Below are 14,699 nucleotides of genomic sequence, written 5' to 3' on the forward strand. Positions count from 1 at the left end.
GATATCAGCCCTGTAGATAGACCCCGCCCGCTTCCATGCGCATCGCCAGCGCCTCCAATTGCCGCCCCTTGCACGGCCCTTCGACGCAAACACCGTCGTCGAAGCGGAACATGGCACTGTGGTGCGCGCACATCAGCACCTCGCCGCGGTAGGTGCTGAAGGTCCCCGGATAGACATCGAGCTTCACGGAAAAATGCGGGCAGCGGTTACGGTACAACCAGACCCGGTCGCCCCTGCGTACCGCTACCACGGCCAGGGGCTTGCCATCGAGCTCCACCTCGAACCCCCGTCCGCCACCGTCCACCAGATCGCCCAGCCGGCACAGCTGCAATTCGCTCATGATGCCGCCTCCTGCACAGGCTGGCCCAGGCCCCACAGCCAGGGGCGCACTTCCAGGTGGGCAAACAGATCATTGCGAATGTACGGATCATCCTGAAGGAACGCCTCCACCTCGGTCCGGGACGCCGCCTGTACCACCAGCAAGGTGCCGTTCATCCGCTGACCCTCGCTATCCAGCGTCGGACCACCGAGGCATACCCGCACACCATGCGGCTGCGGGCAACGCAGATACTCGCGATGGGCCGGACGCAGGCGCTCGCGCCTTTCGTCCATGCCGGGCCGGTCGGTAGCGAACACGACGAAATAGCTCATGCCGGCTCCAGGACGAAGTCATAGTCCGCCATGCGGAAGGCCGTGTCGAAGCCAAACCGGGCCGCCAGTGGATCGTCCGCGGCGCAGAATCGGTAAGCTACGCGCAGGGCGTCCTTGACACCGAATACCGCATCCGAATCCAGATACGGATCCCCCTCATTGAACAGGTGCGTGACCAGCCGCCGATGGCCCGGCGCATCGATCATGAAGTGCAGGTGCGCGGGACGCCACGGATGGCGAGCGGTAGCGTTCAGCAGCCGCCCCACCGGCCCATCGGTGGGAATCGGATAGCTCACCGGCAACGTCGAGCGAATGGCATAACACCCCTGTTCGTCGGTGTGATAGCGACCGCGCAGGTTGCCCTCGGCCTGTCCGATATCCTGCCCCGAATACATGCCATTGGCGGCGCACTGCCAGACATCCAGGCAGGCACCGACCAGCGGCCGCCCCAGCGTATCGAACACCTTCCCCCGCACCAGTATGGGTTCACCGGATGTCAGTGCCATGTTTTCGCCGTAGGCCCGCTCCGGCATGCCGGCGATGTAGAAAGGGCCGAACACCGTGGTCGCAGTGGCCTCCTGGGAGTATCGGTGGTTGATCGCATCCACCAGCATCGACACACCCAGCACGTCGGACAGCAGGATGAACTCCTGACGGATTCGCCCATCGCACTTCTGTCCCGTCTCGGTGAGGAAACGAATACCTTCGAACCACTCCTCCTCGCTCAGCTCGACCTCGCTGACGAACGCGTGCATGTGCCGCACCAGCGCCTGCACCAGGTGTCGCAGGCGCCGATCGGGTGTGGCCTCAAGGCTGTGTAGCACCTGCCCGGTGATCGTCGCTTCGTCGATGTCGCTATGACTGTTCATTGGCGCACCTCATGGATTCTTGTTTTGGTTTGCCGGCACTCAGGCCGGCGGCATGCCGGCGCGGGCGCGCTCGAGCAGCGCTTGGATGGCGTCGGCCTCGAAGGGACACGGGTTGTAGTACGGATTGGAGCAAGCGATGCGCGCGGTCTCCGCCGGCCCTTCGGGTGGGAAGCCGATCTCGGCGAGGGACGTTGGAACGCCGATCCGCCGGTTCAGCGCATACAGCAGGCCGCCGACTTCCTCCGCCTGACTGCCGCCCAGCGCTCGCGCGGCCCGTTCCAGTGCCGGCCGTGCCGCGTCGCGGTTGTAGTTCACCGAGTACGGCAGCAGTACCGCATGGCTTTGCGCATGCGGCAGGTTGAAGGTGCCGCCCAGCGTGTGGCAGAGCTTGTGATGGATGGCCATGCCTACCGATCCCAGGCAGATACCCGCCAACCAGGCGCCATACAGCGCACGGCCACGGGCCTGGCGATCCTGAGGATCGTCGACGATCGTCGGCAAGGCCTCGGCCAGCGCACGGATCGAGTCTTCAGCCATCAGGCTGACGATGGGGTTGGCGTCTTCGGCATAGAGCGCCTCGATGGCGTGGGCCATGGCGTTCATCCCCGAGCAGGCGGAGATGTCCGCGGGCAGGCTGAGGCTGAACTGCGGATCGTAGATCACCGTCCTGGGCAGCACGCGGACATCGCGTCCGGTCCTCTTCAAGCGATTCTCGGTAAGGCCGTAGATCGGCGTCATCTCGGAGCCGGCATAAGTGGTCGGAATCGCCAGAATCGGCAGGCCGAACTCCAGCGCGATGGCCTTGCCCAGGCCGATGGTCGAGCCGCCGCCGACCGCCACGCAGCAATCCGCGCCCAGCCGCTTGGCTTCCTCGCAGGCCGCCTGGGCAACCTCCACCGGTACATGCATCACTGCCTGCGGATAGACGCCCGCCGAACGCTCACCCAGCAGCCCGGCGATCCGTTCGCCCAGCTCGCGCTGCTCCGGCGTGGTGAGGATCAGCGCGCGTCTTGCGCCCAGCCGCTCGATCTCTTCGGCCAGCGCATCAATCCTGTTCCAGCCAAAGATCACGCGGATCGGCAGGCTCTGGTAAACGAAAGCATCCATGGTGCGCCTCAACGTTTGAAATGCGGGGGAATGCGAGCATCGACGTTGACCCACACCGAATGCGCCTCGGTGTAATCGTGGATCGCCTCGAAGCCCATTTCGCGGCCGTAGCCCGACTGGCCAACGCCACCGAAGGGGCTGCCGGGGCTGACCCGCTTGTAGCAGTTGATCCAGCACATGCCGGCGCGGATGCCTGCGGCCATGCGGTGCGCCCGCTGCAGGTCGCGCGTCCACAGGCCGCTGCCCAGGCCGTAGGGCGTGGCATTGGCAATCGCCAGCGCCTCTTCGTCGGTACGGAAGCGCAGCACGGTGACGAAGGGACCGAAGACCTCCTCCTGGGCCACGCGGTCGTCCACCTTGGCCTCGACCACGGTTGGTTCGACGTAGTATCCGTTGGCTAGGCTCGGCGCACTGGGTGCCTTGCCGCCGGTCAGCACCCTGCCGCCCTGCTGGCGAGCAATATCGACGTAGGCCAGCACGCGGTCACGGTGCAGCGCCGAGGTCAGGGGGCCCATCTCGGTCTGCGGGTCGCTCGGATTGCCCAGGCGGATGGAGCGCGCCAACGCAATGAAACGCTCGAGGAAGGCATCGGCGATGTCCTCGTGCAGCACCAGGCGCGAACCGGCGATGCAGGCCTGCCCCTGGTTGTGGAAGATGGCCCAGGCCGCCCCGTTGATGGCGGCTTCCAGGTCAGCATCGGCGAAGACGATATTGGCGCCCTTGCCACCCAGTTCCAGTTGTACGCGCTTGAGGTTGCCCTGGGACGCTTCGACGATGCGCCGGCCAATGGCGGTGGAGCCGGTGAAGGCGATCTTGCCCACATCGGGATGCTCGGCCAGGCGCTGGCCGGCGGTGTGGCCATAGCCGGGCACCACGTTGACCACCCCAGCAGGGAAACCGACCTCGTGCATCAGCTCGGCAATGCGCAGGGTCGACAGCGGCGTGATCTCCGACGGCTTGATCACCACGGTATTGCCGGCGGCCAGTGCCGGGCCCATTTTCCAGCTGGTGAACATCAGCGGGAAGTTCCACGGCACGATCTGCCCGACCACGCCGATGGGCTTGCGCTGCACGTAGTTGAGGAAGCCGGCCTCCACCGGGATTACCGAGCCCTCGATCTTGTCCGCCATGCCGCCGAAGTAGCGGAAACAGGCGGCAGTACGCGGGACATCCAGGCCACGACAATCGCGGATCGGGTGCCCGGTATCCAGCGACTCCAGCTGAGCCAGTTCGTCGGCGACGGCCTCGATGCGATCGGCCAGCTTCAGCAGCAGGCGCCCCCGCTCCGCGGCCCCCAGCGCAGCCCAGGCAGGAAAGGCTCGGTGCGCGGCGGCTACGGCGAGGTCGACATCCGCCGCCTCGGCGGCGGCGATCGAGGTGATCAGTGAGCCATCGTGGGGGGACAGGACATCCAGGGTGCCTCCGTTGATCGCCGGAACGAAACGGCCATCGATGAACAGCTGATTTTGCATAGGGGTACTCCTCACGGCGCTGTGGCGCCATGACAGAACGGAAAGCGGTGCGGAAGTACCGGCCCCGGTGGCGCAAACCACCGGAGGACCGGTCAGGTGTCAGAACTCGACCGGATAGGGCGCCAGCTCGCCACGGGCGTAGCGCTGCGGCAGGTCCGGCGTGGCGTTCTCCCACACCAGCAGCATCGAGCGTTTGGTCGAATAGCCCTGGTGCTGGATGTCGGCCGGCATCGCCGCGATATCGCCCGCCTTCATCACCACGCGCGCCATGGGTTCGCCGGTGTCCTTGTTGGCGATCTCCCAGTCGATCTGGTCGGAAAGCTGGAGGAACCACTCGACCCGGTCGTTACCGTGGAAGATCGGCAGGATGTACTCCTCGGTGGTCGGGCAGAACAGGCTGCCCTTGCACACCGAGGTCACCGACGGATTCCAGGTGACGTCCGAACGAGACAGATACTTGAACAGGTTGAACGCATGCAGTTGCCCTTCGAAGCCCGGCTCGGCATGCACCATCGGCTCGTCCTGCGACACATCGGCGAAGTGACGGTTCACCGGCAGGTCGTCGCGCAGCGGCGAGTCACCGGGGATGCCCGGCATGCGGTCGGTGCCAACCCGGTAGCGGTCGATCGCCTCGATGTTGTCACCGGCCTTGCGGCCGAAGGCGCTGCCGGTTTCCTGGGGCGCGGCAAAGGGGTCGAACTCGGCGTTGGTCCAGTCGGCCAGGATGGCCTTGAAGGTCGCCATGATCAGCGGCGTTTCGAAGCGCTCGGTGTAGTTGACGCCCGAAGCCTTGAGCACGCCGTTGAAGGTGCCGGCGTACAGGTCGACGCTGCCGTAGTGGTTCTGCGTGCCGATCACCGTGTCGAAGTTCACCCAGCCGTAGAAGAACCCCCAGGCCACATCGCGCATCAGCGCGCGCAGGAAGGCATCGGCCGACATCAGGTGGGAGTGGGTCTCGCCCTTGGCGGGCCAGGAAATCTTGGCGAAATACTCGTCGCGGCTGAAGCTGAAGGCGCCCAGCGTGAAGCGGCGATAACCGGTGATGGGGTCCTTGTCGCTGGCCTGGACAAGGTCGGCGGCGAAGCTGGCGGGCTTGGTTTTTTCTTGAGTCATGGCCATGGTCGAAATCCTCGAAAATGCTCGAACGCGGGTCGAATGGGTTACTTCAGGCAAATGTCCGCCCACTTCTGTACCGACAGCGGGCCGAGGATGGTCTGCAGCAACAGCACACCGGGCTTGGCGCTTTCGAAGCGATAGGCACAGCCAACCGGCAACAGGCACTGGTGGCCACGCTTGAGCAGCACGTAACCCATCGGCTTGCCCTTGGGCGACTCACCGGCCAGGCGGGTGCCCTCGCCTTCTACCAGCGGTGTATCGAGCTTGAGGAAATCGACGCGGATGTCGCCGTCCATGGAGATGGCGAACTCGTCGTGGGCACAGGTGAACCAGGGGGAGCGCCCTTCGGCGCGGAGGGTTTCGATGACGTAGTCGAGATTCTTGCCGACTACCACCTTCTCATAGGGCGCCGAACGCTCGGCGACCTCGAATACGTTGGAGAACACGTAATGGCTGGCCTTGCCCTTGACGATTTCGACCGAGCCTTTCTGATAGTTGTCCAACGAACCGAAGACGGTCTTGAAAGCAGTTGAAGTCATTGCCGATCACCGTTGTCTGATTGTTGTTGTGCGAGTGGGTGAGGCACACGTTACGAGCCCATTCGGGGTCGCCACAATCCAACATCGGCCGACAACAGTGTTCGCGGAACACGAACACTTGTCTTGAAAATCAGCTAATCAGCCAGCTTTAGCCAACCCTTTTCGAACAATGGCCGATCCCATACCGGTTCGCCACCGATGCCGTCGAGCAGAAAATCCACCAGTGTGCGCACCTTCAACGCCTGCCGCTGGGTAGCGGGATAGACCGCGGAAAAGTCGAACGACGACAACGCATAGTCGGTCAGCACCGGCACCAGCCGCCCCGCCAGCAGGTCGTCGCTGGAAACCAGGGTTGGCAGGCAGACCACGCCGCCGGCATCCAGGGCGTAGTCGCGCAGCAAATGCACAGAGTTCGAACGCAACTGGCCATGCAGGCTGAGCTCCATCAGTTCGTCTTCGCCGTGGAACTGCCAGCGATTGCGCGAGGGATAGCCTTCATAGAGGCCAATCTTGTGCTGCAAAAGGTCCCGCGGATGTTCCGGCATGCCATGGCGCTCCAGGTAGCCGGGGGCCGCGCAGAACAATCGCCGCACTCGGAACAGACGTCTCTCGATCAGCGTCTCCGCCTGCGGCGGAAACATCTGGAAGGCCACGTCGAAGCCTTCCTCGATCGGATCGACCACGCGGTCGTTGACCACCACGTCAATCTCGATGTCCGGGTAGCGATGGGTGAAGTCCGCCAGCAAGGCGCCGAAATGACCGATGGCGAAACCAGGCAACATCTGCATCCGCAGCTTGCCGGTGGGCTGGGTGCGCATGTCCTGCATCTGCTCGGTCAGCGCATGGAAGCTGGCCACCATCTCCGCGCATTCCTTGTAATAGGTCTCGCCGACCTCGGACAGGCGGACATGACGGGTGCTGCGGTGGAACAGCGGCGCGCGGATCAGCTCTTCCAGTTGCTGTATCCGGTGAGTGATGACCGAGCGCGTCCCCCCCAATTGCTGCGAAGCCTTTGAGAAGTTGCCGGTCTCGGCGACCCGGACGAAGGCTTCAAGGCTCAATAGACGGTCCATCACGGCTCCTCATAGTCGGCATCGCTCGCCCATTACGGCGAGGGGCACTCGCCAGCCACACTCAAGGTACCCAGACCAGGCGCCAACATGCCATTCCCAGCGTGGTCGTGTCCCGGAGTTCCTGGGCGCCGTGAACTGCGACGCTACAGAGAGAGTCCTGTAGCGGCCGGGCCACTGTGCTTTTTCTCGTTCATGGCTTGCTCCAGCCCGAACGCTCCCGCCGCCGCTCTGCGGAGCGCGGTGGCGCGGTGGCGCGGACGGGCAAACGGGGGTCAGAAGTAGAAGGTGACGTCGACCGAGGTCAGCAACTGGCGCTCAGAACGACCGTCGCCATAGGCCTTGCGGCCATCGCCGTCATGGATGTCGTAGCGCAGTTCCGGACGCAAGCGCACGTTGGCCACCGGCGTATAGACCAGGTTGGTGGTGAAGCCGTAGAAGCTGCCCCAACTGGGATCGGGAATGCCGGTGGCCGGGTCGATGTACGCCATCACCACGTGGACCGGCGCGTCGGTGTAGAACCATTCGGCGCGGCTGTTCCACATCAGCTTCTCGCCCAGGCGGTGGTACCAGTTGAGGTTGCTGCCGTACCAGGTGCCGTCCTGCTTGCCGGCGAATCCGGCCAGCGCCGCATCCTTCTGCCGTCCCCAACCGGTTTCCAGAGCCAGACGGTTGTCGCCGTTCAGCGCATGGGAAACGGTCAGGTAGGTTTCATAGCGCATCTGCCGGTCGTGCGCGTTGCCCGTGGTCGGGATCGGCGAGCCGCAGGCGCATTCGGCGAAGCTGTCGTCCGCGCCGTTGCCATAGATGTTTTCCCAGTCCACCCAGGTGCGGAAATCCGCCGAGCGCCAGCGCAGGTTGGCGATCAGGTGCGGATCGTGGTTTTCCGACTGCAGGTTGTTCCAGCCTTGCACCAGCCCCAGCTCGAAGCCGAGCATGGAATCGTCCTTGGCGCTGGGCAGCTTGAACGAATAGAGCGCGCCGGCATGCTTGGCCGGACCGTGCATGAACGAATAGGTATGGGTGTAGAAGTCCGCCGGAGCGGGCGTCGGCAAGGGGAAGCCGATCTCGTTCTCCAGCGGCGTGTGGAAGATCCCCAGCATCAGGTCGGAACCGCCCAGCACCGGGAAGTAGAAGTCCAGGTAAGCCTGCGCAATGTTGAAGTTCTCGCCCTCGGGGCCGGCGGCGCGGTTGACGCCCAGGTCCTCGTCCCAGCCGTAGGTCTTGAAGAAGCGCGCATCCTTGCCATAGAGCGCGGTGACGTTGAAGCCCCAGTCGGCCTCCTGCGGCATCGTTCCAGGGAAGGGGCCGACCCGGCCGATCACGTTGCTCCCGGGCTGGCGCTCCACCGCCAGGGCGAACTGATTGAGGTTGAAGCCCTCGCGGGAGTTGAAGAAGCCCTGGCCGGCGACATCGCGGCTGCCGTTGTCGTTATACATCAGCCCGGCTTGCGCCCAGCCGCCGACACGGATGCCGTAGTCATCCTCCAGTTGCGGGCCGAACAGGTTCCGCGCCAGCGAGCCAATGGGGCCGTCGGCGGCATTGCCTGCCAGCGGCACAACGGACAGGGGCGCCAACAGCGAGGTGCAGAACAGCAATGGACGAAGGTTCATGCCGCAGTCCTTTTATTGTTATTGGATGGCGTTGAACCGACGGCGGAAAAGCGAAACATTCCCTCTCCCGCCTCGACACACACAGCGGCGTGCCCGGCGGGGGTGGACGTTACGCAGCGGGAATTGTTGCAACAATCGCCATTTAAGCGACTTCAGTGTTCGTGCATGCAGAACAATGCGTTAAGCGACGGGCTAGGGAGTAGGAGGTCGCAAACGCTGGGCGAACTCATCGAGTTGCTTCTGCTCGTATTTGTCGGCGGCCAGGCGCGCTTCCTCGCGGTAGCGCTCCACCAGTTTGCGCAGGCCTTCCAGGCGCGCGTACTTCTCCTGCCAGACGGCCCGCGCCTTGTCGGCGGTGTCCTGGTGCCAGCTGACGGAGCGGTTCTGCTGCTCCACCGCGCCTTCGAGCTGGGAGAGGAAGCGCTGGTAGTTGATCAGCCACTGGCCACTGACGCCCTGCTGGCCATTGCGGATCCACTGCTGCTGGTAGTCGAAGCGGTAGCGTTCCAGCTCGGCAAGTTTGCGCTGCGCCTGCTGTAGCTGACCCTGCACCAGACCGAGCTGGCGCGCGGCTTCGCGCTCGGCCTTGAGCGCCATCTCGACCACCGGAGCCAGGCGTTCGGCGCGGCGGTTCACAAGCGCTTCTCCCGCTGCGTTTTCCGTGGGATGGGTGCAGAGCAGCGATACCCATGCTGCGATTCGCCGCAAGCTGAAAGACGATGGGTATCGCAAGCTCCCCCCATCCTACCAACAGCTTCGTGGAGACCGGGCATCAGCCGGCCTTGCCGCTGACCACGGCGTCCAGCAGCAGGCGGCTGTCGTCGAGGTTCTGGCTTTCGTCCAGCCCCTGGCGGAGGAACTGGCGCATGATCGGGAAGCGCTGGATCGCCAGGTCGGTTTCCGGATCGCCACCGGCCACGTAGGCGCCAACGCTGATCAGGTCGCGGCTCTGCTGGTAGCGCGACCACAGTTGCTTGAAGCGCTGGGCATCGCGCAGGTGCTCCGGCGAGGTGACCTGCGGCATCACCCGGCTGATGGAGGCTTCGATGTCGATGGCCGGGTAATGGCCTTCCTCGGCCAGCCGGCGCGACAGCACGAAGTGGCCGTCGAGCACACCCCGCGCGGCGTCGGCGATCGGATCCTGCTGGTCGTCGCCTTCGCTGAGCACGGTGTAGAACGCGGTGATCGAACCGCCGCCCTTTTCACCATTGCCGGCGCGCTCAACGAGACGCGGCAGCTTGGCGAACACCGACGGCGGATAGCCCTTGGTCGCCGGCGGCTCGCCGATGGCCAGGGCGATCTCGCGCTGGGCCTGGGCGTAACGGGTCAGGGAATCCATCAGCAACAGGACGTTCTTGCCCTTGTCGCGGAAGTACTCGGCGATACGGGTGCAATACTGCGCGGCGCGCAGGCGCATCAGCGGCGCATCGTCCGCCGGCGAGGCGACGACCACGGAACGCTTGAGGCCTTCCTCGCCGAGGATGTGCTCGATGAACTCCTTCACCTCGCGGCCCCGTTCACCGATCAGCCCGACCACGATGATGTCGGCCTTGGTGAACTTGGTCATCATGCCCAGCAGCACGGATTTACCGACGCCGGTACCGGCGAACAGGCCCAGGCGCTGGCCGCGGCCGACAGTAAGCAGCGAGTTGATCGAACGGATGCCGACGTCCATCGGCTCGTGGATCGGGTCGCGCGCCAGCGGGTTGATGATCGGGCCATCCATCGGCACCCAGTCCTCGGCGCGCATGCCGCCCTTGCCGTCCAGCGCACGGCCGACGCCGTCGAGCACGCGGCCGAGCATCGACATGCCCATGGGCAGACGGCCGGAATCCGGCAGCGGCACCACGCGGGCGCCGGGGGCGATGCCGACGAGGCTGCCCACCGGCATCAGGTAGATCTTGCTGCCGGCAAAGCCCATGACTTCGGCCTCCACCTGCACGGGATGATAGCCGCCGTCGTTGATCACCTGGCAGCGGCTGCCAACGGCGGCCTGCAGGCCTTCGGCCTCCAGCGTCAGGCCGACCATGCGCAGCAGGCGGCCCTCCACCACCGGCTGGGTCGGCAGGCTCACGGCATCGCTGTAGCCTTGCAGGCGGCGGGCGAAGCTGACGCGATCAAGGCGCATCGAGGTCGCCCTGGCCAGCGTCGAGGTCCACATGCAGGTCAGGCTCCAGCGCGTGGGTCGCCTGGTCGCGCTGCTGCTCGAAGAGTTGCTTCACGGCCTGGGCCAGGCGCGTCTCGACAGAGGCGTCGATGCGCGAATGTTCGGTCTCGATACGACAACCGCCGGGCAGCAGGCCGTCGTCCTCGATGATCTTCCAGCTTTCCTCGTGGCGATCGCGTAGCGCTTTCACCAGTTCGAAGTCCTGCGGGTTGACCTGGATACGGATGTTGCTGGCGCCCATGGGCAGCAGCTTGAGTGCCTCGCGCAGCACCAGGCGGATCTGGCTGGAATCGGTGGCCAGTTCGCGCTGCACTACCTGGCGCACCACGTGGGTCACCAGGTTGAGCATGCCTTGTTCGAGCATCTGGTCCTGCTCGGCGATGGGCTCGAGCAGGTGCGACATCAGGGTTTCGAGATTCTGCAGGCGCGGTTGCAGAGCCGCGTCGGCTTCCTGGCGCGCCTTCAGCTGGCCGGCGTGGAAGCCGTCCTTCTCGCCGGTGGAAAAGCCCTCGTTGTACGCCTCCTGGCGAATCGCCTCGAGCTCGTCCAGCGTCAGTGGCTTGACCTCTTCCTCCGGCACCTCTTCGATCTGCGGTTGTTCGTCGAGCACCGGCTCGGGTTCGGGCTCGGGTTCCGGGGCCGGCCGGGCCGGGTCGAAACTGGGCAGCGACCAACGATCGAACCCCACGGTATCGCGGGCCCGGATCAGCTCGCTGAGCTTGTCCTCGTCCTTGACCAACTTAGATCATCTCCTCGCCGCCCTTGCCGCCGAGCACGATCTCGCCGGACTCGGCCATACGCCGGGCAATGGTGAGGATTTCCTTCTGCGCGCCTTCCACTTCGCTGACGCGCACCGGGCCCTTGGCCTCCAGGTCGTCGCGCAGCAGCTCGGCGGCACGCTTGGACATGTTGCGGAAGATCTTCTCGCGGATCGCCTCGTCCGAGCCCTTGAGGGCCAACACCAGCACGTCCGAGGAGACCTCGCGCAGCAGCGCCTGGATGCCGCGGTCGTCGACGTCGGCGAGGTTGTCGAAGACGAACATCAGGTCTTCGATCTGGCCCGACAGGTCCTCGTCGACTTCGCGGATGGCGTCCATCAGCGCGCCTTCGACCGAGCTGTCGAGGTAGTTCATGATGTCTGCCGCGCGCTTCACGCCGCCCATGGTGGTGCGGGTGGAGTTGGCGTTGCCGGCGAACTGTTTCTCCAGGATCAGGTTCAGTTCCTTGAGCGCGGACGGCTGCACGGTGTTGAGCGAGGACACGCGCAGGATGATGTCCAGGCGCACCTTGTGGTCGAAGTGGCTGAGCACTTCGCCGGCCTGGTCCGGGTCGAGGTAGGCGACCACGATGGCCTGGATCTGCGGGTGCTCATAGCGGATCACGTCGGCCACGGCGCGCGGCTCCATCCACTTCAGGCTGTCCAGGCCGCTGGTATTGCCGCCCAGCAGGATGCGGTCGATGAGGTTGTTCGCCTTGTCCTCGCCCAGGGCCTGGGTGAGCATCTTGCGGATGTAGCTGTCGGCGCCCACGCCCAGGCTGGTCTGGTCGCCGACGATCTCGACGAACTCGCCCATCACCTGCTCGACCTGCTCGCGGTGCACATTGCGCATCTGCGCCATGGCCACGCCGACCTTCTGCACTTCCTTCGGGCCCATGTGGCGCAGCACCTGCGCGGCATCGGTCTCACCCAGGGAGAGCAGGAGGATGGCAGCCTTGTCGACCTTGTTCAGTTTGGCGCTCATGCGGGCTTCACTCATCGGAATTGATCCAGTCCTTCACTACCTGGGCTACGCGCCCCGGGTCCTGGGCGACCAGACTCTTGATCGCATTCAATTGTGCATCGTACCCCTCGGAGGGGCTCGGCAGCAGGATGCTGGCCGGGCCGCCGAGGCTCACGCGGTCTTCGGACAACTCGCCCTCCAGACCACCCAGCTCGCCCAGGCCGCCTTCGCCTGCGCCGCCGGCCACCAGAGCCTTGCTCTTGTTGCCCGACAGGTTGTTCAGCACCGGGCGCAGCACGCCCAGCACCAGCACCAGGATGAAGACGATGCCCAGCACCTGCTTGACCACATCCCAGAACCAGGGCTGCGAGTAGAACGGCGGCGAGGCGATTTCATCACCCAGTTCCGGGGCGAACGGCGCGTTGATCACGCTGACGCTGTCGCCACGGCTGGCGTCGTAGCCTACCGCGTCCTGCACCAGACGGGTGAAGCGCCCCAGTTCGTCGGCGGTCCATGGCTGGTGGCTGACTTCGCCGGTCTTCGGATCGGCGATCACGCGGTCATCCAGCACCACCGCGACGGAAAGCCGGCGCAGGCGACCCTGCTGCTGCTTGGTGTAGCTCACCGAGCGATCCAGCTCGTAGTTGCGGGTGTTCTGCTGGCGCTTGTCGGTCGGGTACGGGGCCAGCTCCGGCTTGCCGGTCTTCGGATCGATGATCGTCTGGCCGTTGGCGTCCTTGAGCGGTTGACCCGGAGCGACGAAATCCGCGCCGGCGTTCTGACCGGTGGTCTGCGGCGCGCTGGCCGGGTTCGGCGGCTGGTTCGACAGCGCACCCGGCACGCCCTGCGGGCCGTTGCTGTTCTGCCGTTCCTCGTTGTTCACCTGTTCGCTGCGCAGGGCCGGCTGGTCCGGGTTGAACGACTCGGAGGTGGATTCCACCGCGCTGAAGTCGACGTCGGCGGACACCTCGGCCTTGTAGCGGCCATTGCCCAGGACCGGCGCGAGGATGCTGTGCACGCGCTGGGTGAAGTTGCTTTCCATACGGCGGGTGAAGTCGAACTGCTTGCCGGCCATGGTCAGCTCGGAGAGCTCCTGCTGGTCGGAAAGCAGATTGCCCTTCTGGTCGACCACGGTGACCTGGGACTTGTCCAGTTCCGGCACGCTGGTGGCGACCAGGTTGACGATGGCCAGCACCTGGCTTGGCTCCAGGCTGCGGCCCGGGTACAGCTCGACCAGCACCGAGGCGCTGGGCTTGCGGTCGTCACGGACGAACACCGAGCTCTTCGGGATCGCCAGGTGCACGCGGGCACCCTTGACGTTGTTCAGGCTGGCGACGGTGCGCGCCAGCTCACCTTCCAGGCCGCGACGGTAGTTGGTCGCTTCCATGAACTGGCTGGTGCCCAGCGCCTGCTCCTTGTCGAGGATCTCGAAGCCGACGTTGCTGTCTGTCGGCGCCAGGCCCGCGCCAGCCACTTTCATGCGCGCACGGCCGAGGTCATCGGCTTTCACCAGCAGCGCGCCGGAGTTGGGCTCGATCTTGTAGCCGATATCGGCGGCGGACAGCGCCTCGACCACCTTGTTCGCGTCGACGCCATTGAGGCTGCCGTAGAGCGGCTTGTAGTCCGGCTGCTGCGACCACAGGACCATGCCGAAGCCGACGGCGATGCTCGCGGCCAGGCCGACCAGCAGACCGACCTGGCGCAACACCGGCATGTCCGCGAGGTTCTCGAGGAAGGCCAGGCCCAGCAGCGGCTTTTTCGGCGCGTCGGCGCCGACCTTGGCCGGAATCTGGCTATCAACAACGGAGGCTTGGGACATTACCTACGATCCTCGCCGATCAAACCGGCATCTGCATGATGTCCTGGTACGCCTGCACGAGCTTGTTGCGTACCTGGGTCATCGCCTGGAAAGAAACACTGGCCTTCTGCGAGGCGATCATCACGTCGGTGAGATCGACCCCTTTCTGCCCCATCTCGAAGGCGGAGGCCATGTCGGAGGCGGCCTGCTGGGTACCGTTCACCTTGTCCACGGCCTGGCCGAGCATCTGCGAGAAGCTCGGCGCCCCCGCTTCGACCGGCGCCGCCTGCGTCGTCTTCGCCTTGGCCATGGCCTCCATTTGCATGGAGCGCATTTCCAGCAGCAGACGATTGAACTCGATACCCTGACTCATCACTTACCCCTCCGACCGGCCGCGGTTTTTTGACACTGCGCGGCGCTTTGCAGAGGTGATTGCAACTTGGGTGCCAGGTTTTCGGGGCGTAGGAAAAATGCGAGAGATGGCTCTGGAATGGGGACTGCAGGCTGAGTGACCGGGTGTTGCGGGCAGAGGTACTGGCGTACGGTCAAGGGCCCCTCACCCCAGCCCTCTCCCAG

15 protein-coding genes are annotated in these 14,699 nt (G+C 65.0%); all 15 read right to left on the bottom strand.

Going from position 1 to position 14,699, the window contains the following annotated elements; all coding sequences use genetic code 11:
* Positions 1-4 precede the first annotated feature (4 nt).
* The 15 genes from LDJ84_RS21380 to fliE all read right to left on the bottom strand — a co-directional run bounded on the left by LDJ84_RS21380 (position 5) and on the right by fliE (position 14,496).
* Positions 5-340: a Rieske (2Fe-2S) protein gene (locus LDJ84_RS21380; RefSeq protein ID WP_024764949.1), complete on the bottom strand. Its 336-nt coding sequence runs from the start codon at positions 338-340 to the stop codon at positions 5-7.
* Entirely contained in the window at positions 337-651 is a 315-nt protein-coding gene (locus LDJ84_RS21385; protein WP_024764948.1) for a YciI family protein, read from the bottom strand. Before LDJ84_RS21385 ends, LDJ84_RS21380 begins: the two co-directional genes overlap by 4 nt.
* Entirely contained in the window at positions 648-1,520 is an 873-nt protein-coding gene (locus LDJ84_RS21390; protein WP_226045383.1) for a dioxygenase, read from the bottom strand. The genes LDJ84_RS21385 and LDJ84_RS21390 overlap by 4 nt, the downstream gene beginning before the upstream one ends.
* Before the next feature lie 39 nt (positions 1,521-1,559).
* Positions 1,560-2,627 carry a maleylacetate reductase gene (locus LDJ84_RS21395; RefSeq protein WP_226045384.1) on the bottom strand — a complete coding sequence of 356 codons (1,068 nt, stop codon included), beginning with the start codon at positions 2,625-2,627 and terminating at the stop codon, positions 1,560-1,562.
* Positions 2,628-2,635: 8 nt separating this feature from the next.
* Positions 2,636-4,099 carry an aldehyde dehydrogenase family protein gene (locus LDJ84_RS21400; protein WP_226045385.1) on the bottom strand — a complete coding sequence of 488 codons (1,464 nt, stop codon included), beginning with the start codon at positions 4,097-4,099 and terminating at the stop codon, positions 2,636-2,638.
* 99 nt (positions 4,100-4,198) lie between these two features.
* Entirely contained in the window at positions 4,199-5,218 is a 1,020-nt protein-coding gene (locus LDJ84_RS21405) for a hydroxyquinol 1,2-dioxygenase (protein ID WP_084357446.1), read from the bottom strand.
* 41 nt (positions 5,219-5,259) lie between these two features.
* Entirely contained in the window at positions 5,260-5,754 is a 495-nt protein-coding gene (locus LDJ84_RS21410) for a hypothetical protein (protein WP_024764943.1), read from the bottom strand.
* A 134-nt stretch (positions 5,755-5,888) separates the two neighbouring features.
* Complete coding sequence (locus LDJ84_RS21415; protein WP_226045386.1) at positions 5,889-6,827, bottom strand: LysR family transcriptional regulator; 939 nt, start codon at positions 6,825-6,827, stop codon at positions 5,889-5,891.
* Between the two features lie 272 nt (positions 6,828-7,099).
* Complete coding sequence (locus LDJ84_RS21420) at positions 7,100-8,437, bottom strand: outer membrane beta-barrel protein (protein WP_226045387.1); 1,338 nt, start codon at positions 8,435-8,437, stop codon at positions 7,100-7,102.
* A 192-nt stretch (positions 8,438-8,629) separates the two neighbouring features.
* Positions 8,630-9,073: a flagellar export protein FliJ gene (gene fliJ, locus LDJ84_RS21425; RefSeq protein WP_024764940.1), complete on the bottom strand. Its 444-nt coding sequence runs from the start codon at positions 9,071-9,073 to the stop codon at positions 8,630-8,632.
* Between the two features lie 136 nt (positions 9,074-9,209).
* Positions 9,210-10,565 carry a flagellar protein export ATPase FliI gene (gene fliI / locus LDJ84_RS21430; protein WP_024764939.1) on the bottom strand — a complete coding sequence of 452 codons (1,356 nt, stop codon included), beginning with the start codon at positions 10,563-10,565 and terminating at the stop codon, positions 9,210-9,212.
* Positions 10,555-11,343: a flagellar assembly protein FliH gene (fliH, locus tag LDJ84_RS21435; RefSeq protein WP_024764938.1), complete on the bottom strand. Its 789-nt coding sequence runs from the start codon at positions 11,341-11,343 to the stop codon at positions 10,555-10,557. Before fliH ends, fliI begins: the two co-directional genes overlap by 11 nt.
* A gap of 1 nt (position 11,344) precedes the next feature.
* Positions 11,345-12,361, bottom strand: coding sequence for a flagellar motor switch protein FliG (gene fliG, locus LDJ84_RS21440; RefSeq protein ID WP_017520274.1), 1,017 nt, complete (start codon positions 12,359-12,361; stop codon positions 11,345-11,347).
* Positions 12,354-14,144, bottom strand: a complete 1,791-nt coding sequence (fliF, locus tag LDJ84_RS21445) for a flagellar basal-body MS-ring/collar protein FliF (RefSeq protein WP_065086319.1) — start codon at positions 14,142-14,144, stop codon at positions 12,354-12,356. Before fliF ends, fliG begins: the two co-directional genes overlap by 8 nt.
* Positions 14,145-14,163: 19 nt before the next feature.
* Positions 14,164-14,496, bottom strand: a complete 333-nt coding sequence (gene fliE / locus LDJ84_RS21450; protein ID WP_024764936.1) for a flagellar hook-basal body complex protein FliE — start codon at positions 14,494-14,496, stop codon at positions 14,164-14,166.
* Positions 14,497-14,699: the final 203 nt, after the last annotated feature.

Source organism: Pseudomonas sp. HS-18, from assembly GCF_020401845.1.
Lineage (GTDB): Bacteria > Pseudomonadota > Gammaproteobacteria > Pseudomonadales > Pseudomonadaceae > Pseudomonas > Pseudomonas nitroreducens.